Source organism: Kribbella deserti, from assembly GCF_042434725.1.
In the GTDB taxonomy this organism is placed as follows: domain Bacteria; phylum Actinomycetota; class Actinomycetes; order Propionibacteriales; family Kribbellaceae; genus Kribbella; species Kribbella deserti.
On the sequence record NZ_JBHLTC010000018.1, the window covers coordinates 349,246 to 367,541 of the forward strand.

18 protein-coding genes are annotated in these 18,296 nt (G+C 69.1%); 13 read left to right on the forward strand and 5 right to left on the reverse strand.

Translation table 11 applies throughout. The annotated features are described in order from the left end of the window. Nucleotides 1–13: 13 nt before the first annotated feature. A complete protein-coding gene (locus tag ACFFGN_RS14945; protein WP_380047722.1) occupies nt 14–1,000 on the reverse strand; it encodes a phosphotransferase family protein in 987 nt (328 codons plus the stop codon). 113 nt (nt 1,001–1,113) lie between these two features. Between ACFFGN_RS14945 and ACFFGN_RS14950 the strand changes: the two genes are divergently transcribed. Beyond that, entirely contained in the window at nt 1,114–1,722 is a 609-nt protein-coding gene (locus ACFFGN_RS14950; protein ID WP_380047725.1) for a trimeric intracellular cation channel family protein, read from the forward strand. 385 nt (nt 1,723–2,107) lie between these two features. Here the strand turns inward: ACFFGN_RS14950 and ACFFGN_RS14955 are convergent, their stop codons facing one another. After that, a complete protein-coding gene (locus ACFFGN_RS14955; RefSeq protein ID WP_380047727.1) occupies nt 2,108–3,283 on the reverse strand; it encodes an MFS transporter in 1,176 nt (391 codons plus the stop codon). Nucleotides 3,284–3,353: 70 nt separating this feature from the next. On the opposite strand from ACFFGN_RS14955, the gene ACFFGN_RS14960 reads away from it, so the two are divergent. From ACFFGN_RS14960 to ACFFGN_RS14970, 3 genes are all read left to right on the forward strand, one after another. Continuing rightward, nucleotides 3,354–4,475 carry a ferrochelatase gene (locus tag ACFFGN_RS14960; protein ID WP_380047729.1) on the forward strand — a complete coding sequence of 374 codons (1,122 nt, stop codon included), beginning with the start codon at nt 3,354–3,356 and terminating at the stop codon, nt 4,473–4,475. After that, nucleotides 4,472–5,269, forward strand: coding sequence for an inositol monophosphatase family protein (locus ACFFGN_RS14965; protein ID WP_380047732.1), 798 nt, complete (start codon nt 4,472–4,474; stop codon nt 5,267–5,269). The genes ACFFGN_RS14960 and ACFFGN_RS14965 overlap by 4 nt, the downstream gene beginning before the upstream one ends. Nucleotides 5,270–5,567: 298 nt before the next feature. Further along, nucleotides 5,568–5,867 carry a DUF4193 domain-containing protein gene (locus ACFFGN_RS14970; protein ID WP_328994547.1) on the forward strand — a complete coding sequence of 100 codons (300 nt, stop codon included), beginning with the start codon at nt 5,568–5,570 and terminating at the stop codon, nt 5,865–5,867. Nucleotides 5,868–6,010: 143 nt separating this feature from the next. Here the strand turns inward: ACFFGN_RS14970 and ACFFGN_RS14975 are convergent, their stop codons facing one another. Continuing rightward, complete coding sequence (locus tag ACFFGN_RS14975; protein WP_380047735.1) at nt 6,011–6,478, reverse strand: DUF3093 domain-containing protein; 468 nt, start codon at nt 6,476–6,478, stop codon at nt 6,011–6,013. Nucleotides 6,479–6,530: 52 nt separating this feature from the next. Here ACFFGN_RS14975 and ACFFGN_RS14980 point away from each other — a divergent pair, with 52 nt between their 5' ends. From ACFFGN_RS14980 to ACFFGN_RS15000, 5 genes are all read left to right on the forward strand, one after another. Next, a complete protein-coding gene (locus ACFFGN_RS14980; RefSeq protein WP_380047737.1) occupies nt 6,531–7,088 on the forward strand; it encodes a PaaI family thioesterase in 558 nt (185 codons plus the stop codon). Then, entirely contained in the window at nt 7,085–7,537 is a 453-nt protein-coding gene (gene dut, locus ACFFGN_RS14985) for a dUTP diphosphatase (RefSeq protein WP_380047739.1), read from the forward strand. Before ACFFGN_RS14980 ends, dut begins: the two co-directional genes overlap by 4 nt. An 84-nt stretch (nt 7,538–7,621) precedes the next feature. Beyond that, entirely contained in the window at nt 7,622–8,323 is a 702-nt protein-coding gene (locus ACFFGN_RS14990) for a DUF3710 domain-containing protein (RefSeq protein ID WP_380047741.1), read from the forward strand. Nucleotides 8,324–8,378: 55 nt separating this feature from the next. Then, nucleotides 8,379–8,771 (forward strand): OB-fold nucleic acid binding domain-containing protein, encoded by a 393-nt coding sequence (locus tag ACFFGN_RS14995; protein WP_380047743.1) that lies wholly within the window; start codon nt 8,379–8,381, stop codon nt 8,769–8,771. Next, nucleotides 8,764–9,570, forward strand: a complete 807-nt coding sequence (locus ACFFGN_RS15000; RefSeq protein ID WP_380047745.1) for a DUF3159 domain-containing protein — start codon at nt 8,764–8,766, stop codon at nt 9,568–9,570. Before ACFFGN_RS14995 ends, ACFFGN_RS15000 begins: the two co-directional genes overlap by 8 nt. A 412-nt stretch (nt 9,571–9,982) precedes the next feature. Here the strand turns inward: ACFFGN_RS15000 and ACFFGN_RS15005 are convergent, their stop codons facing one another. Further along, nucleotides 9,983–10,663 (reverse strand): potassium channel family protein, encoded by a 681-nt coding sequence (locus ACFFGN_RS15005; RefSeq protein ID WP_380047747.1) that lies wholly within the window; start codon nt 10,661–10,663, stop codon nt 9,983–9,985. Continuing rightward, nucleotides 10,663–11,325, reverse strand: a complete 663-nt coding sequence (locus ACFFGN_RS15010; RefSeq protein WP_380047749.1) for a potassium channel family protein — start codon at nt 11,323–11,325, stop codon at nt 10,663–10,665. The genes ACFFGN_RS15005 and ACFFGN_RS15010 overlap by 1 nt, the downstream gene beginning before the upstream one ends. 107 nt (nt 11,326–11,432) lie before the next feature. On the opposite strand from ACFFGN_RS15010, the gene ACFFGN_RS15015 reads away from it, so the two are divergent. Genes ACFFGN_RS15015 through ACFFGN_RS15030 form a run of 4 tightly spaced genes read left to right on the forward strand, consistent with a single transcriptional unit; the run spans nt 11,433 to nt 18,198 of the window. Next, nucleotides 11,433–13,460, forward strand: coding sequence for an APC family permease (locus tag ACFFGN_RS15015; protein ID WP_380047751.1), 2,028 nt, complete (start codon nt 11,433–11,435; stop codon nt 13,458–13,460). Nucleotides 13,461–13,469: 9 nt separating this feature from the next. Next, the gene (locus ACFFGN_RS15020; RefSeq protein WP_380047753.1) at nt 13,470–14,651 is read left to right on the forward strand and encodes a class I SAM-dependent RNA methyltransferase; all 1,182 of its coding nucleotides are present in this window, start codon (nt 13,470–13,472) and stop codon (nt 14,649–14,651) included. 9 nt (nt 14,652–14,660) lie between these two features. After that, entirely contained in the window at nt 14,661–17,210 is a 2,550-nt protein-coding gene (locus ACFFGN_RS15025; protein WP_380047755.1) for a hypothetical protein, read from the forward strand. A gap of 52 nt (nt 17,211–17,262) precedes the next feature. Further along, a complete protein-coding gene (locus ACFFGN_RS15030; protein ID WP_380047758.1) occupies nt 17,263–18,198 on the forward strand; it encodes an LLM class F420-dependent oxidoreductase in 936 nt (311 codons plus the stop codon). The last annotated feature ends 98 nt before the right edge of the window (nt 18,199–18,296 follow it).

The following is an 18,296-nucleotide window of genomic DNA, read 5'->3' on the forward strand; positions in this document are numbered from 1 at the left end:
CCACGGTAGGCGGTCACCAGCCGCGTCGTATCGCCAGCCACTCGAGGAACGTCCAGCCCATCAACCGTTGATGCCGCCGCAGCTCCGGCGTACAACCCGGAGGCGGTGGCTCGTGCAGGGCGGTCAGCATGTACGACGCGACCGCGGCGACCCAGCAGTCGAGATGCTCAGGCGGTACGTCGGCGGTGAGCGGGCTGTTCGCGACGGTCGACGCGGTGTCGATGCCGTGGTGGTGCGCGACCGGCAGCAGGCCCACCCAGTCGGCCCAGGCCGGACCGAGACCGAGCCAGTTCCAGTCGACGGTCCAGCAGGTTCCGGATTCGTCCACGAGCAGGTTGTCCGGACGCAGGTCGCCGTGCATTGCCGAAGTGCCGGCCAGCGCCTCGGGATAGAGCTCGATCAGCTTCACCAACTCGTCCAGCCGATGGGGGAGCCACGGCTGGAATCCGTCGGGCACGTCCTCGCCCGTGTCGCGGAGCCGGGCGAATTCGGCGACGGGAAGACCACCCGACTCGATGTCCTGCACGAGTGACTCGAGGCCTGGCACCGGCGAAGGGGTCAGGGACGTCGCCATGACCTCGCAGCTCGCCGTCACCCGGGCGAAGTCGGTCTCGGTCCACGGCGTACCCGGCAGGCGCCCGTGGATCCGCTTGGCGGCGACCGCGAACCAGGCCTTGCCGTCGCTGGTCGCGTGCGCCGTCGCGACGATCGGCGGGATGGCGATGGCGCGGGGGAGTGCCGGCACGAGTTCGGCCTCGCGCTGATAGGCGCCGTACGCGTGCATGTCGTCGGCAGCCGCCTTGACGAACACCTCGCGGCCGTCGGCCAGCCGCAGCGGCGCCGCGAAGCCGCCGGTGAACCCGGACCCGACCGACGGACCCGCCTCGGCGATCTCGGTGCCGAGGGCAACCACCAGAGCTTGCTGAAGTTCGGCCGGAAGCTCGTTCCACCCGGGCCGGGCGGAGGTGGCGGCGTAGTCGACGGCCGGCGGCTGGTTCATGCCTCCGGACCTTAGTGGCTCGTTGCCGGTCGCCGCGCGGGGATTTCGCACGCTGCAGCGAGTTGAGGCGGGCTGCGGCGGCTGGTCGCGGTCGAGCCGTTAGCGTTCGGGGTGTGAGTCTGCAGGTGGGTCTGGATCTGATCGGCATCTTCGTGTTCGCCATCACCGGCGCGCTGGTGGGCGTACGCAAGCAGCTCGACGTGTTCGGCATCCAGGTGCTCGCATTGGTGACCGGGCTCGGTGGCGGCTTCATTCGCGATGTCCTGATCGGCGCGACCCCGCCCGCGGCGCTGGCCGACTGGCGCTACCTGTCCGTTCCGGTGGCGGCCGGGTTGATCACGTTCTTCCTGCATCCGGGTATCGGGCGGGTCGAGCGGCTCGTCAACATCTTCGACGCGGCCGGGCTCGGGCTGTTCTGCGTGACAGGCGCGCTGAAGGCCCTCGCGTTCGGCCTGCCGCCGTTGTCCGCGGCCCTGGTCGGCACGATCTCCGGGATCGGTGGTGGGGTGATCCGCGACGTCCTGTCCGGCCGCGTACCGGTGGTGCTGCGCCGCGAGATCTACGCCACCCCGGCCTTCCTCGGCGCCGGCCTGGTGGTGGTCGCCTACACCCTCGGCCTGCACGCCCCCTGGGTAGCCGTAACCGCCGCCGCCATCTGCACGCTGATCCGCCTGCTGGCCATCCGCCGCGGCTGGAACGCCCCCATCCCCCGCCCCGCCTGACCCGGCTTGCCCGTCTTGGCGTCAATCCGTTGAAGGCGCTGGCCCTCGTGGTTTCCCCATCCTGCAGTGCCGGATGGTCCGCGCGTCGCGTCATATCCGATTTACCGTCGTGCTGCCGCGCCGGGCTGGCGGGTTGGCCGGGTTCGTTGGTCGTTGGCGCCGTTGATGGGTGGTGCGGGTGGATCTTTTCCCACGGTCGGACTCGGAATGCGGTGGTTGAGGCCGGGCGGTAGCGGCTTTTGGTGCGGCTGCCGGGTTCTCGTACGACTACCCGGCTGCAACCGGGTAACGGCCCAACAAGTCGGCAGCGGACACACCACAACCCGGCAGCCGCGCGAAAATCCGGCAGCGGGAACCTCACGCCCACCGGAGCGGAGCCAGGACACTAGTTGTGCGCGAAGCGCACCTTCGGCCGGGCGAACGCCACGGCGGCGCTGGCTACCAGGGCGCAGGTGATGCCGACGATGACGGGAACCCAGTAGGCGTCGGAGGAGCCGTAGCGGTCGACCGCGTGTCCGGCCACGGCGTTGCCGGGGGCAACGCCGAGCAGCAGGCCGGTGACCGTCCAGGTGATTGCCTCGGTCAACCTTTCCGGCGGTACCCATTCCTCCACGCAGGCGGTGACCGCGACCATCGTCGGCGCGATGGTCAAACCCGCGCCGAACAGCACCACGCCGACCAGCAGGATCGAGTCGACCCAGGGCAGCGGCGCGAGCGTGATGGCCAGGGCGATCGTGCCGAGCAACAGGCGGCGTTCGACCGGGGCGCGCCAGTGCACCGAGCCGTACCAGAGACCCGCCAGCATGCTGCCGAGGGCCCAGACGGCCAGTACGACGCCCGACATGCCGGGCTTGCCGAGTTCGTCGGTGAAGGCGACGGTGACGACCTCCGCGCTGCCAAGGGTGGCACCGAGGCCGAGGCCGATGATGCTGAGCAGGAGCAGCGAGAGCCAGGGGAGGGGCGCGCGTTCTTCGCCGTTGGCAGCACCGCGGCCGGGCGGATCGGAGGCGCGCAGCGCCGCCAGCCAGAGCGTGCCGACCAGACCGAGTACGCCCGCCACGATCAACGCGACGTACGGGCTGACCTGAGTGGCCAGGGCGGTGACGAGAACCGGGCCGATGATGAACACGACCTCGTCGCCGACGGCCTCCAGCGCGAACGCGGTCTGCAGCGCTCGGCCGCGGCCGAGCAGATGCGTCCAGCGGGCGCGGACGAACGAGCCGACCTGCGGACGGGTGCCTCCGGCAACAAACGAGACGAGGTACAGCAGCCAGACCGGCGCGTCGGCCCGGACCGCGAGCAGCAGGGCGAACAACGCCACCGTGCAGACGACGCTGCCGACCAGCAGCAACAGGCGCTGGCCGAACCGGTCGACCAGGCGGCCCTGGATCGGCCCGGTGAGCGCGCCCGCGACGACGGCGACACCGGAGACGGCGCCGGCCAATCCGTACGAGCCGCTCTCCTGGGCGATCAGGATGACGGTGCCGAGGCCGATCATCGAGATCGGCATACGGCCGAGGATCCCGGCGGCGAAAAACGCGCCCGCACCGGGTCTCTGCATGAGGTGAACGTATGGCTTCAGCATGGGGGACCATGCACACCGTATAGGGCGGGCCTGAGAGCATCGGAACATGGCCGACCCGCAAGCGCCGACAAGATCCGATCCCACCCCGTACGACGCCGTACTGCTGCTCTCGTTCGGTGGACCCGAGAAGGCCGAGGACGTGCTGCCGTTCCTGCAGAACGTCACGCGCGGCCGGGGAATCCCCGACGAGCGGCTGAAGGAAGTCGGTGAGCACTACTACCAGTTCGGCGGCCGGAGCCCGATCAACGACCAGAACCGGGAACTGCTGGCGGCGCTGCGGGCGTCGTTCGCCGAGGCGGGGCTGGACCTGCCGATCTACTGGGGCAACCGCAACTGGACGCCGTACCTGACCGACACCGTGCGCGAGATGGTGGCCGACGGGGTACGACGGGCCGTGGTCGTCGTGACCAGCGCCTATCCGTCGTACTCGGGTTGCCGTCAGTACCGGGAGAACCTGGCCGACGTCACCGAGGCCGTTCCGGGTGCGCCGCACTTCGACAAGCTCCGGCACTACGCGAACCACCCGGGCTTCGTCGGCCCGTTCGTCGAGGCCACCCTCAAGGCGCTCGAAGGCCTTCCGGAGGACGCGGCGATCGCTTATGTGACGCACTCCATCCCGACCACGATGAACGCGACCAGCGGTCCCACCGGCGGCGGGTACGTCGCGTGGCACGAGGACGTCGCCGCGCAGATCTCGGCCGAGGTGGAACGCCGTACCGGCCGGGCCCGCCGGACCGATCTGGTCTACTGCTCGCGCTCAGGCCCACCGCAGGTCCCGTGGCTCGAACCCGACGTGAACGACCACCTGGAGGCTCTCACGGCGGATGGCGCCAGCGGTGCCGCGGTGGTACCGATCGGGTTCGTCAGCGACCACATGGAGGTCATCTACGACCTCGACACCGAGGCCGCGGCCACCGCGGCCAAGCTGGGTCTGCCGATGGCGCGGGCGGCGACGCCGGGAGTGCACCCCGACTTCGTGGCGATGTTGCGCGACCTGGTGATCGAACGCGCCGCGGCCGAACGCGGTGAGCAGCCGGATCGTCCGTGCGGCGGTCTGATCGGCCCGGGCTGGGACAACTGCCGCCCGGATTGCTGCCCGGCGCCGCGCCGGCCGTCCACCCCCAGCACCACCCCGACCACCGCATCGATGAACGAGGAGCCGGCATGACCGAAAGCCCTCAGGACCTGCTGAAGCTCGCCGTGGCGGTGGCCACCGAGGCCGCCACGCTGATCGTCGAACGGCGCCGCGGCGTGATCACCGTCGCCGATACCAAGAGCACCACCACCGACATCGTCACCGCGGTGGACCGCGAGTCCGAGGAACTCATTCGCGCCCGGGTGCTGGCGGCCCGGCCGGAGGACTCGTTCCTCGGTGAAGAGGGCGACGACATCCACGGCACCAGCGGGGTTCGCTGGGTGGTGGACCCGATCGACGGCACGGTCAACTACCTGTACGACATCCCGACGTACGCCGTCTCGATCGCGGTGGAGGTCGACGGTACGACGGTTGCCGGCGTGGTCGTGGACGCTCCGCGCGGGGAGATCTTCACCGCCACGCTGGGCGGCGGGGCCTTCCTCGACGACCAGCCGATCCAGGTCTCGGGCTGTACCGAACTCGGCAAGGCGCTGGTCGGGACCGGCTTCGGGTACGACGCGGAGCGGCGCGAAGTGCAGGCCGACGTGGTTCGCACGCTGATCGCGAAGGTGCGGGACATCCGCCGTATCGGCGTGGGCGCGATCGACCTGTGTTACGTCGCGTGTGGCCGGCTGGACGCGGTTTACGAGCGCGGACTGAACCCGTGGGACTACGGCGCGGGCGCGTTGATCGCCGCTGAGGCGGGCGCGCGAGTCGGTGGATTGAACGGTGCTCCGGTCTCGCCGGAGATGTCGATCGCGGCGGCGCCGGGAGTGTTCGAAGACCTGCACGACCTGCTGGTTTCCGCAGACCCGCTACGGAAATAGACAGCGCGGGTTCGCTGCGTAACTGCTCATTACTGCTCGAATCGAACAGTAATGAGCATTCCGATGTTCACTCATGACGTCAGGTGCGACACGCCGGTGACAACTGCTACCCCGGCGCGCGCGAAGGCCCCGGGATAAGGCACAATCACCGCCTCAGGGAGCGGTAGCGACGCCGCGCCCCGACGTCTGCGACCGGCCCTTGTGGCGGGATCACGTGGTTGAGGAATTTATCGGCCGCCATACCCGTTTCAGGTCCAGCAGGCATCACCACGGGTACGAACGAGGGCAGGGAAACACCATGGCGACCGATTACGACGCCCCACGCAAGACCGACGAGGACTCGAGCGAAGAAAGCATCGAGGAGCTCAAGACTCGCCGGCACGACAAGAACTCCGGCAAGGTCGACGAGGACGAGGCCGAGGCCGCCGAGAGCTTCGAGCTGCCCGGTGCCGACCTCAGCCACGAGGAACTGGCGGTCCGGGTACTGCCGCGCCAGGCCGACGAGTTCACCTGCTCGAGCTGCTTCCTGGTTCATCACCGGAGCCAGCTCGCCAGCGAGAAGAACGGCCAGCTGATCTGCCGCGACTGCGCGGCCTGATCAGTTCGGCACCAGCAAGAGCGGGGCTGATCCATCGACGGATCAGTCCCGCGACTCACGTCCGGACACCTGCTCAGGCGCTGCCCCCGCACTGAGCAGGATCCGCATTTCGCACCGCGGCGCCCTCCTGCTGCGCGACCCCGTTACTGGGAGCTGGGTGCGCCCTCCGGTTGAAGGGCCGCTGCCAGCCGCTCGGGGTGCCGGGTCGCGATCAGCCAGTACGGCGCGGGGTCCCGCGGGTCGTTCAGGTGCACCCGCACCACGTCGCGCAGGTACGGCCGCAGCAGCAGGTAGGCCCGGGCGTCGCAGTCGCGCCCGGTGGCGTTCCGCGCGGCCTCGCCGGTAAGGGCCTCGACCTCGCCGAGATAGGTCCGCTCGATCGACGCGCGACCCGCGCGCAGGCGTTCGGCGTCCACCACGATCGCCGTACCGCCGTACCGCTGATAGCCCGCGAGAAAGGCGATCAGCACCAGCGCGCTGACGATGGAGCCGGCGATCGGCCCGGCCGGCACGGTCACGCTCATCCAGGTGGTCGCAAGAGCGGCGAGGGCGACGATCCACCAGCTCGCCGGGACGGACAGACGCTCGCGATAAGACACAGGTACGGCCACCGCACCAGCCTGGCACGAAGGTTGTCGGCGGGCGTGGGTAGGGTCCCGTTCCGTGATCGAACCACCAGTCCGTTCCGCCGCGCACCGCGCCGACCTGGATCCGCCCGAGCGGCACCCGGAGGCCCCCGCGCCGGGAACCGTGCTGCCGTCGCACTACGCCGACTGCGTGGGCTGTGGGCCGAACCATCCGACCGGCCTGCGCATGGTCACCACCGCGGGTCCGGACGTCACCGTCACCGGTACGTTCACCGTCACGGCGGCTCATCAGGGCGCGCCCGGTCTGGCCCACGGCGGCGTACTGGCCACCGCGCTGGACGAGGTGCTCGGCGGCCTGTCCTGGTTGTTGCGCAAGCCGATGGTGACCGGCCGGCTGGAGACCGACTACATCCGCCCGGTTCCGGTGGGTACGACGCTCGCGCTGGCGGCCCGCTGCGTCGGCTTCTCCGGCCGCCGGATGTATGCCAAGGGTCAGGGCCGTCTCGACACGCCCGACGGGCCGATCGCGATCAGAGCGGCGGCGGTGTTCGTGGTCGTCGGGGTGGAACACTTCACCGAGCACGGGGCCGACATGACGGCCGAACAAGTCCATGACTACGAGGTGAATCCTTGACCGAGGTACTGATCCAGCGGCTCGATCCCGACCTGCCCCTGCCGGCGTACGCACATCCCGGTGACGCGGGCGCCGATCTGGTCGCCACCACCGAGGTCACCCTCAAACCAGGCGAGCGTGCCCTGGTCGGTACCGGGGTGGCCATCGCGTTGCAGGACGGCTACGCCGCGTTCGTGCATCCCCGCTCGGGTCTGGCCGCCAAGCACGGTGTCACCCTGGTCAACGCGCCAGGCACCATCGACGCGGGTTACCGTGGCGAGATCAAGGTCTGCCTGATCAATCTCGACCCCGCCGCCGAGGTCACGCTGCACCGGGGAGACCGGATCGCGCAGTTGGTGATCCAGCAGGTCGAGAAGGCCCGCTTCGTCGAGGTCGAGTCCTTGCCGGGATCGGCCCGGGGTAACGGTGGACACGGCTCGACCGGTGGTTTTGCGGGTGTGACACGCTGAGCAGGTGCGGTCTGTGACCTGGGGTGTGCGGGAGACTACGGCGGCCGCACCTCACCAACGATTTCAGGAAAGTAGGAAAGCGCAGTGATCTTCCGCCGCAAGGCCAAGAACGAGGAAACCGAGGCCGCCGAGCCGGTTCGCGGTGACGCCTTCTTCGAGGACATCGAGAAGGAACAGGCCGACGCCGCGCAGGCGGAGACCGACGCCCGCGGCACGCGTACCGACGGCCCGTTCGACTCCACCGAGGTGCCGCACGAGGAACTGCACGCCGAGGACCGGATCGACCTGGGCGGCCTGGTGATCACCGGCCTGCCCGGGATGGAGCTGCGGCTCCAGGTCGACGAGCAGACCAACGAGGTGCAGGCCGTCCTGCTGGTACTGGAGGACTCCGCCCTCGAGCTGCGCGCCTTCGCCGCGCCGAAGACCGCCGGCATCTGGGACGACGTACGGCGTGAGATCGCCGCCGAGGCCACCCGCATGGGCGGTACGGCGACCGAGGCCGACGGCCCGTTCGGTACCGAGCTGGTGCTGGTGGTTCCGGTCACCGATCCCGACAGCGGTCAGGTCTTCAGCCAGACCAGCCGGGTGATCGGTGTCGACGGCCCGCGCTGGCTGCTGCGTGGCACGATCCTCGGCCGCGCCGGGGTCGAGCCCGAGGCCGCGAAGCCGATGGAGGAGTCGTTCCGCAAGGTTGTGGTGGTTCGCGGTTCGGAGCCGATGGCGCCGCGCGAATCGCTCGCCCTGCAACTGCCGGGCGGTATGCAGCCCGGCGAGGAAGAGGCGTAAGTCTGGTCCTCGCTCAGGCGGCTTGATCGCCGCCTGAGCGGACTAGACTGACGCCATGGGTAGCGGTGTGAAAGCGGCAGAGAAGTTCCGTCGCGCGCTGCGGGGGTTCGCGGGAGACCGGGACGAACGCGACGCGGAGGTGCTGCAGGACGGCGTCGCCGACTGTGGTGCCCGGTCCATCACGGGTTGTCACGACCGTGAGATGGTGACCCTGTTCGGTACCTTGCGCACGATCACGTTCAGTCCACGTGGCGGCGTTCCCGCCTTGGAGGGTGAGTTGTTCGACGGCACTGGCACCGTGACCCTGATCTGGCTCGGCCGCCGCCGGATCGCCGGGATTCATCCGGGAACCGATCTGATCGTCTCCGGCCGGATCGGCGTGGTCGACGGCAACCGCGTGATGTTCAACCCGCGGTACGAGCTGCGCCCGTCGGTCGCTCATGGCTGAGCAGCATCGCGACGGCCGGAATCACTCGGTCGACGAAGAACTCGCTGAGGTCTTCCGCCCCGAGATCGAGGCCGCGGAGGCGCTCGACAACGACCCTGACGCCTCGACGGCATCCGCTGACGGGCCGGGGGAGAAGAAGCGGTCCGCCACGACGGACAAGGACTTCTTCCACGCGGCCGGCGGCTGGGGCGCGCTGTTCGACGTCGCCGTGCCCTGGTTGTCGTTCCTGGCGGTCTACCAGCTGTCCGGCCACAATCTGCAGCTCGCGCTGATCGTCGCGATCGGTCTGGCCGCCGCCGTCGGCGTACTGCGGTTCTTCCGCAAGCAGCCGCTGCGCAACATCGTCGGCGGATTCATCGGCGTGCTCATCTCGGCGTACATCGCCAACAAGAGCGGTCGCGCCGAGGACGTCTACGTTCCCGGCCTGCTGACCAACCTCGGATACGGGCTGGTCTACCTGATCACGGTGCTGATCCGCTGGCCGATCTTCGGCGTGCTCTACGGCATGATCACCCAGACCGGTACGGCGTGGCGCAAGGACCCGGCCATGCTCCGGGGCTTCACCCGGGCCACGCTGGTCTTCGTCGGCTTGTTCGGCCTGCGCCTCGCGGTCCAGGTCCCGCTGTACTTCGCCGGCGCCCTGAACGCCCTCGGTATCGCCAAGGTGGCCCTCGGCCCGCCCGTCTACGCGCTGGCCCTCTGGCTGTCGTACACGGTGCTGCGTGCCAGCCTGCCCCCCGAGAAGTGGGACGAGATCCGCGACACCGCCATCCACCTGCTCCGCGGCAACAAGAAGTAACCCGACCTCCCGCATCACTGCGAGTGGTCGTCGGCGCTCAGTGGGGCTGCCGGGTTGTGGTGCGGCTACCTGGTTGCAGCCGGGTAGCCGGTACAAGACCCGGTAGCGGGCTTGCTGAAAGCCGGTAGCAGGGTTGAAACCCGGTAGCCAGGGCAGGGGAAGGCGCGCGGCGCGATACTTCGTAGCCAAGGGAGCACGTCCCACCGACGGCAGCCCATCGATCCCCGGTGCTCGGCTCCCACAATGTGTCCGCAGTGGCCAGCACGATCACCAGCACCCGGCATAGTGTGGCCCTGACCGTTCGGATCCCGAGTTCGTGCACCCGGCTTCGGCGGCCGAAGCCGAGCCGCCGAAGCCAGCCCATCCATTATCGGACTAGTGGTCGCGTGCAAACCCGGCTACTCGCGGTGGGTTAGTGCGGGCGGCGGGGGTGGTGGTTGGGGGAGAGCAGGTCCTCCAGCTGGGCCTCGGTCTCGTCGGCGGCCACGAAGAGCAGCTCGTCGTTGAGTTCGAGGGTGCCGTCCGGGTCCGGGCGTAGTACCCGGCCTGCGCGCAGGACCGTCACCAGCGCGGTGTCGACGGGCCAGTCGACGTCACCGACGCGCATACCGATCATCGGGCTGTCCTCGGGCAGGGTCAGCTCGACCAGGTTCGCGTCGCCCTGGCGGAACGTGAACAGCCGGACCAGGTCACCGACCGACACGGCCTCCTCGACCAGGGCTGACATGATCCGCGGCGTGGACACGGACACGTCCACGCCCCAGGCCTCGTTGAACATCCACTCGTTGCGCGGATGGTTCACCCGCGCCACCGTGCGCGGTACACCGAACTCGGTCTTGGCCAGCAGCGAGACGACCAGGTTGGCCTTGTCATCGCCGGTGGAGGCGATCGCCACCTGGCAACGCTGCAGCGCGGCCTCCTCCAGTGAGGACAGCTCGCACGCGTCCGCGAGCAGCCACTCGGCCCGCGGTACGGACTCGGCCTTGATCGCGCGCGGGTCCTTGTCGATCAGCAGTACCTCGTGGCCGTTCTCCAGCAACTCGGCCGCGATCGAGCGACCGACGTTCCCGGCACCGGCGATGGCTACCCGCATCACAGCTCCTCAGGCTTGGTACCGAGCTGGGCCTCCACCGCGGCGGCGTCGGTCTCCAGCATCACCACGTGCACCAGGTCGCCCTCCTGGATGACCGTGTCCGGCCCGGGCAGCAGGCCCTCGCCGAGCCGGGTCAGGAATGCCACCCGGGCACCGGTGGCCGCTTCGATGTCGTACGCGCGCCGGCCGACCCAGCCGGTGTGCACGTGCACCTCGGCCAGCCGGACCGTGCCGGACGGATCGCGCCACTCGGGCTCCGAACCGCTCGGCAGCAACCGCCGGATCATCTGATCGACGGTCCAGCGCACCGTGCCGACGGTGGGAATGCCGAGGCGCTGGTAGACCTCGGCCCGGCCCGGGTCGTAGATCCGCGCGACCACGTTCTCGATACCGAAGTTCTCCCTCGCCACCCGGGCGGCGAGAATGTTGGAGTTGTCGCCGTTGGAGACGGCGGCGAAGGCGCTCGCGGTCTCGATACCGCTTTCGACCAGCACCTCCCGGTCGAAGCCCATTCCGGTGATGGTGCGGCCGGAGAAGTTCGGGCTGAGCCGGCGGAACGAGTCCGCGGACTGATCGATGATCGCGACCGTATGGCCACGCTTCTCGAGCGTGCGGGCCAGCGTCGACCCGACGCGTCCGCAGCCCATGATGACGACGTGCACTCCGCATTCACTCCTTGCCCGCAGTGGGGGCCAATCGCGTCGATTCGGCAGCGGAAACGCTACACCGGACCACGTGTCAACCTTGTATCCCCTCTAGCATCACTCACGTGAGCCTCGGTGATATCGGAAAACGCATCCTGATCGGACGCAAACTGCGCAGCGCCCAGCTGGGAGAGACGCTGTTGCCGAAGCGGATCGCCCTGCCAGTGTTCGCCAGTGACGCGCTGTCATCGGTTGCCTACGCTCCGGATGAGATCTTCCTGACCCTGGCGGTCGCGGGCCTGACCGCGGTCGCGATCTCCTGGAAGGTCGGCATCGCCGTCGCGGTGATCATGTTGGTGGTGGTGATGTCGTACCGCCAGAACGTGCACGCCTATCCGTCCGGCGGTGGCGACTACGAGGTCGCGAATACGAACCTCGGGCCGACCGCGGGGCTGACCGTGGCCAGCGCGCTGCTGGTGGACTACGTGCTGACGGTGGCGGTGTCGATCTCGTCGGCCGCCCAATACGCCGCCTCGGCGATTCCCGCGCTCGAGGGCGACCAGGTCTGGGTGGCGTCGATCGCGGTCATCTTCTTGATGACGATGAACCTGCGCGGCGTGCGCGAGTCCGGTACGGCCTTCGCGATTCCGACGTACCTGTTCATGACCACGATCATCACGATGATCGTGGTCGGGTTCGGGCGGTACCTGTTCGGGGATCTGCCGCAGGCCGAGAGCGCGCAGTTCGAGTTCGCGGCCAGCGAGACGATGGCCGGCGCGGGTGCGCTGGCGATGGGCTTCCTCGTGCTCCGGGCGTTCTCGTCAGGGTGCGCGGCGCTGACGGGTGTCGAGGCGATCAGCAACGGCGTACCGGCGTTCCGGAAACCGAAGAGCCGGAACGCCGCCACCACGTTGGCCCTGCTCGGCGGCATCGCCGTCACCATGCTGATGGGCGTGATCACGCTGGCCAACCTGATGCACCTGCGGTACGCGGAGCACCCGGAGTCGCAGCTGATCGGCCCGGACGGGCAGCCGCTCGGCACGGACTATCACCAGGACCCGGTGATCGGGCAGCTGGCCAAGGGCATCTTCGATCACTTCAGCCCGGGCTTCTACCTGGTGGCCGCGACGACCGGCGTGATCCTGGTGCTGGCCGCCAACACCGCCTTCAACGGGTTCCCGGTTCTGGGCTCGATCCTGGCTCGCGACGGTTACCTGCCGCGCCAGCTGCACACCCGTGGTGACCGGCTCGCGTTCAGCAACGGAATCGTCATTCTGGCCGGTTTCGCGATCGTGCTGATCGTGTCGTTCGACGCCGAGGTGACCCGGCTGATCCAGCTCTACATCGTCGGCGTGTTCGTCAGCTTCACGATCAGCCAGCTCGGCATGTTGCGGCACTGGACCCGGCTGCTCGCGACCGAGCGCGACGGTGCCCGGCGTTCGCAGATGCAGCGCTCACGGGTGATCAACGCGATCGGCCTGACCTTCACCGGCGTGGTGCTGGTGATCGTGCTGCTGACCAAGTTCACTCACGGCGCGTACATCGCCATCATCGCGATGGGCGTGCTGTTCCTGATGATGAAGGGCATTCGCAAGCACTACGAGACGGTCGGGCAGGAAATGGCCGTCGACGAGGACGAGTCGCTCACGCTGCCGTCCCGGGTGCACGCGATCGTTCTGGTCTCCAAGCTGCACAAGCCGACGCTGCGGGCCCTCGCGTTCGCCAAGGCCGCCCGGCCGTACATGCTGGAGGCCGTCACTGTCGACGTGGACCGCGACGAGGCCGAGGCGCTTCAGCTCGAGTGGGACCGCCGCAATATCCCGGTGCCGCTCAAGCGCCTCGCGTCGCCGTACCGGGAGATCACCCGGCCGATCCTGCAGTACGTGCGGGACATCCGTCGTCAGTCGCCGCGAGACGTCGTCATGGTCTACATCCCCGAGTACGTCGTCGGCCACTGGTGGGAGCACATCCTGCACAACCAGAGCGCTCTACGGCTCAAGGGGCGTCTGCTGTTCACCCCGGGGGTCATGGTCACCTCGGTGCCGTACCAGCTTGTGTCGTCTCAAGTCGCCGAAGAGCGTCAGGAGCGGCAAGAGCGCGTCGCGGGCCAGGTGCGCCGCGGATCGCGTAATCCTCCGTCAGGCGGCAAGTAGCCTGTGGAGGTGGCCAGACAGACCGAAACCCTCGTTGGCTCGCTACTAGAGCTGGAGGTGGGTCCCGTCGCCCACGGCGGTCACTGCGTCGCCAGGTACGACGGCCAAGTGGTCTTCGTGCGGCACGCCATACCGGGTGAGACGGTTCGAGCCCGGGTGACCGAGCAGACGTCGAAGTACCTGCGCGCGGACGCCGTAGAGATCCTCAAGCCGTCCGAACATCGTGTGGCGCCGCCATGTCCCTATGCGGGCGTATGCGGCGGCTGCGACTTCCAGCACGTCGACCTCGACTACCAGCGTGTGCTGAAGGCCGAGGTGGTTCGGGACAGTCTGCGCCGTATCGGCGGCATCGAGCGAGACGTGGTGATGGAGGCACCCGGCGGCGACGGGCTCGGTTGGCGCACACGGATGCGGTACGCCGTCGTGGACGGCCGTCCCGGGATGTACGCGCATCGCTCGCACGAGCTGGTCCAGATCGACCGGTGCCGGATCGCCCATCCCGGCAGCCCCGACGTACTCGCGCAGGAATGGCCGGGCGTGTCGTCGGTACAGGCTGTCGTCTCATCCGAGGGCCGTACGGCGGTGCTGACCTCGGGCGTAGCGGCCGGGCGGTTGGTCGAACAAGTTCACGAACGGCGCTACCGGGTCGAGGCCGGCGGCTTCTGGCAGGTCCATCCCGAGGCGGCCACCATCCTGGTTGATGCCGTCATGGCGGGCCTCGAACCGGCCGCGGGCGAAACCGCGCTCGACCTGTACTGCGGCGTCGGCCTGTTCGCCGGGTTCCTCGCGGACGCCGGGTGTGCCGTACTCGCGGTTGAGGGTGACCGGGACGCCGTTCGCAACGCGCGGCGCAATCTGCACGATCAGCGGGCCGTCACCATCGAGCAGGGCAGCGTGGACAAGGTGCTGGCCGGTGCGGCCCGGCAAGGCCTGTCATCGGTCGACCTGGTGGTGCTCGACCCGCCGCGGACCGGAGCCGGCAAGGACGTCGTAGGACGCGTGGCGGGTCTCAAACCGCGTCGGATCGCGTATGTTGCGTGTGACCCGGCGGCGCTCGCGCGTGACCTGAAGACCTTCGGGGCGTTGGGCTATGGGATCGCGTCATTGCGGGCATTTGATTTGTTCCCGATGACGCATCACATAGAGTGCGTGGCTGTACTCGAACCGCTACCGAGTGCTGGTCCTTCGTAGGAGAACTGAATGCCGCTCGTCGATCTCGACGATCCAGTCGAGCTCCGCGCTCGCTGGAGTGCGCTGGCTGCGATCGCCCATGCCACCGGCTACGACCGGCGCTGGTGGGCCGACGCCGCGGGCTGGCATCACGAGGATGGCGGCGGCAACGATCTGCGACTGATCGAGCTGGAGCACGAACGCACGGTTCTCTACGGGCTGCACCGCGAGTACAGCCTCACCAAAGAGACCGATCTGCTCGAAGGCGCGCCCGATTGGCTGGGCCAACCCGCCGTACGCGAGCGGATCGCTGAGGGTCGGCTGGGGTTTGTCTTCGCGAACTTCTCCGGTACGTGGGCGCGGTCCGAGTATCCGGGCGACCCATGGCAGCCGATCGATGACGGCTTTCTCGCAGTTGGCAGCTGGCTCACCTCGGACGAAGAGGCTGCCGCGGAGCTGGTCGAATGGGCGGCCGAGTGGGCCGACTACCTGGGCAGTCTCGACGAGCTGCGGGCGGTCGGGCTGGCGCTGATCCGGAAGGCGGCCGAGAGCGGCATCGAGGCGGCCGACCTGGCGGCGTTGTTCGACCGGCTCGACCTTGGGCGGGATTCGGGTCATCAGCCGGATCTCGCGGGTGCTGTTGCCGCGGCGGCCCAATTCACGATGGCGCCGGCAGATCGGGTGTCACCGGCCGATCGGGATGCGTCAGGTGAAGCGCCGGCTGTTGTTGTGCCGGAGGTGGTGACGGGCGAAGAGGGCGACGACGACTTCTATTCGAGCCTGTTCGCGGATGCGCCTGCGGGTCCGGCACCGGCCGGCCCGACGCCGGTGGCTGACGACGAGTGGACGCTGGATGAGGCGACGCGGGAGTTCTTCCCGTTCTCCCCGCCGGAATCGTCTGCGCCGTCTGCGCCGTCCGCGCCGTCCGCGCCGTTGGAGTCGTTGCAGTCGTCCGCGTGGGAGTCGACGGAGTTGCGGTCGGCGCCGGGGGATGCGCTTAGTGCCGCGTCGCCGTACCTGCGGCTGCCTTCGTTCGATCGGGCGGAGTACGACGAGGATCTGGTCATTGGTGGCGGCGCTTCCGTTGAGTCGGAGTTCCCGGGCGATCCGCTCGGCTTTCGCTGGCACGGGCCGGACGACGACGACACAGACGGCGCCATCGACGCTCATGCCGGCGCGTACGTTGTCGACGCCGTGCTGGACGACGAGGCGGCGTACGACGACTCGGATGACGACGCATCGGACGGCGAGGACAGCGAAGAGGCCGACGAGGATGACGAGGACGAAGAGGGCGTCTTCGACTTCGCGCCGCCGCCGGCCTTCGGGGACATGGTGCCGATCGACCGGCCGCCGCCTCCGGATGACGATGATGATGACGAGTTCGACCTGGAGAGTCTGGCGAATTTGCCGCCTCCCGGTGCGGCCGATCGCGTGTACACCCGGTTCGAGCGAGAGAACGGGCTCGCGCCTGATTTCGAGGAGACCTTCGGTCGCCAGGTAGCCGAATTCGCCGCTGCCGAAACCGCCGCTGATAGGGAGGCGGCAGAGGCAGAGGCCGCGCAGATCGCCGCCGCGCAGGCCGAGGCTGAAGCTCAAGCTGAGGTTCAGGCTGCGGCCGAGCGCGCTGCTGAAGCCGAGGCGGTCGAGCGGGCGGAAGCAGAGCGAGCCGAAGCCGCAGCAGCCGAGCGCGCCGCCGCCGAAGCCACCGCCCGCGCCGAAGCCGAGGCCGCCGAGGCCGCCGAAGCCGAGGCCGCCGAAGCCGCCGAAGCCGAGGCCGCCGAACGGGAAGCCGCCGAACGGGAAGCCGTCGAGCGCGAGATCGCCGAGCAGCAGGCCGCCGAGCGTGCGGCTGCGGAGCGGGAGGCGCTTGAGCGGGAAGCGGCCGAGCGAGAGGCCGCGGAGGCTGAGGCGGCTGCTCGCGCCCAAGCCCAAGCTGAAGCCGATGCCCAGGCGCAGGCCGAAGCTGAGGCGGAAGCCCAAGCTGAGGCTGAAGCGCAAGCACGGCGGTCGGTGGTTGAGGTTGGGGTGCCGGGTGGGCTGGTGGCCTACCTGGCGGAGGGGTTCGAGGACGAGGCGCCGGTCGACGTACCGCCCGAGCACCTCGAAGCGGCCATGCGCGCCGAACCCGAACGACCCCGGCCGCGTCCCGCGTCGGAAGGTGCTTCCGATGCGTTCGAGGCGCTGCACGCCTGGTGCAAGGCACGAACCAGGATCGTGCCTTCGGGCTTCACGATCCAGGTGCAAGTGCTCGACCCGAAGGCCCCGTCATACCGGTTCGACCTCGAACCGCCGCCGGTCGACGATCCCGAGTTCGGCGACGGCAAACTCGCGCAGCTCCTGGTGGACCTCTGGGCGTCCGAGGCGACCGGGGAGCACGGCCAGGACGGCTGGTTGTTCGCCCGCATCGACGCGGCCGGCCGGACCCTGCGGATCGACCGGTGGTACGACCAGATCCCCGAGTGGTGGGACGACCCGGTCGTACCGCGGATCGACATGCGCGGATTACGCCGCCGGTTGACCGTTCGACGGCCCGACTGGCGTCCGACGTACCTGGAGCAGCTCCAGCCCACCAACCGGTAACAGGTGATACGCCCGCAGCGGCAGCGCCCGGGCGCGAGATAGCGTCAGGGCCATGTTGCTCAGGATTTTCACCGAACCGCAGCAAGGCGCGTCGTACGACGACCAGCTCGCGCTCGCCCGTAAGACCGAGGCGTGCGGCTTCGACGCGTACTTCCGTTCCGACCACTACCTGGTGATGGGGGATCGCGACGGCCTGCCCGGCCCGACCGACGCCTGGATCACGCTCGCGGGCCTGGCCCGGGAGACCAGCCGGATCCGGCTCGGCACACTCGTCAGCTCGGCCACCTTCCGTAATCCCGGCGTACTCGCGATCAGCGTCGCGCAGGTCGACCAGATGAGCGGCGGCCGGGTCGAGCTCGGCCTCGGCGCCGGCTGGTACGAGGCCGAGCACCAGGCGTACGGCCTGGACTTTCCCGACACTCCCAGCCGGTTCGACGTGCTCGAGGAACAACTCGAGCTGATCACCGGGCTGTGGGACACGCCGGTGGGGGAGATGTACCAGTTCGCCGGCAAGCGCTACTCGATCACCGACTCGCCCGCCCTGCCGAAGCCCGCGCAGCAGGATCCGCACCCGCCGATCATCGTCGGTGGTGCCGGCAAGAAGCGCACCCCGGCGCTCGCGGCGAAGTACGCCGCCGAGTTCAACGCGGGCTTCAAGTCGCCCGACGAATCCGCGGTGCTCTTCGACCGGGTCGGTACGGCGTGCACGGCGGCCGGGCGGGACCCGAAGACCCTCGCCCTGTCGATCGCGCACGGCACGGTCGTCGGCCGGAACGACGCGGAGTTCCGCCGTCGCGCCGAGGCGATCGGCCGCGACCCGGAGGAGCTGCTCGCGAACTCCATCGCCGGTACGCCGGCCCAGGTGGTCGACCTGCTCGGCCGGTACGCCGAGGCCGGCGCCGATCGCGCGTACCTGCAGATCCTCGACTTCCACGACCTGGATCACCTCGACCTCATCGCCGCCGAGGTCCTACCCCAACTGAGCTGACGTCGCTGCCGTCTTTGCGTTCATTCGCCCGAACCTGCCCTCCTGCCGCGCGATTCAGGTGCGGGTCCAAACGCCGGAGGGCGGATTCCGGTGAATGA

Excerpts from the sequence above, each read along its gene's own strand:
- ACFFGN_RS15000 (WP_380047745.1), top strand. The coding sequence starts at position 8,764 with ATGGCTGAGCAGCATCGCGACGGCCGGAATCACTCGGTCGACGAAGAA.
- ACFFGN_RS14995 (WP_380047743.1), top strand. The coding sequence starts at position 8,379 with ATGGGTAGCGGTGTGAAAGCGGCAGAGAAGTTCCGTCGCGCGCTGCGG.
- ACFFGN_RS14970 (WP_328994547.1), top strand. The coding sequence starts at position 5,568 with ATGGCGACCGATTACGACGCCCCACGCAAGACCGACGAGGACTCGAGC.
- ACFFGN_RS15030 (WP_380047758.1), top strand. The coding sequence starts at position 17,263 with ATGTTGCTCAGGATTTTCACCGAACCGCAGCAAGGCGCGTCGTACGAC.
- ACFFGN_RS14965 (WP_380047732.1), top strand. The coding sequence starts at position 4,472 with ATGACCGAAAGCCCTCAGGACCTGCTGAAGCTCGCCGTGGCGGTGGCC.
- ACFFGN_RS14945 (WP_380047722.1), bottom strand. The coding sequence starts at position 1,000 with ATGAACCAGCCGCCGGCCGTCGACTACGCCGCCACCTCCGCCCGGCCC.
- ACFFGN_RS15005 (WP_380047747.1), bottom strand. The coding sequence starts at position 10,663 with ATGCGGGTAGCCATCGCCGGTGCCGGGAACGTCGGTCGCTCGATCGCG.
- ACFFGN_RS15025 (WP_380047755.1), top strand. The coding sequence starts at position 14,661 with ATGCCGCTCGTCGATCTCGACGATCCAGTCGAGCTCCGCGCTCGCTGG.
- ACFFGN_RS14960 (WP_380047729.1), top strand. The coding sequence starts at position 3,354 with ATGGCCGACCCGCAAGCGCCGACAAGATCCGATCCCACCCCGTACGAC.
- ACFFGN_RS14955 (WP_380047727.1), bottom strand. The coding sequence starts at position 3,283 with ATGCAGAGACCCGGTGCGGGCGCGTTTTTCGCCGCCGGGATCCTCGGC.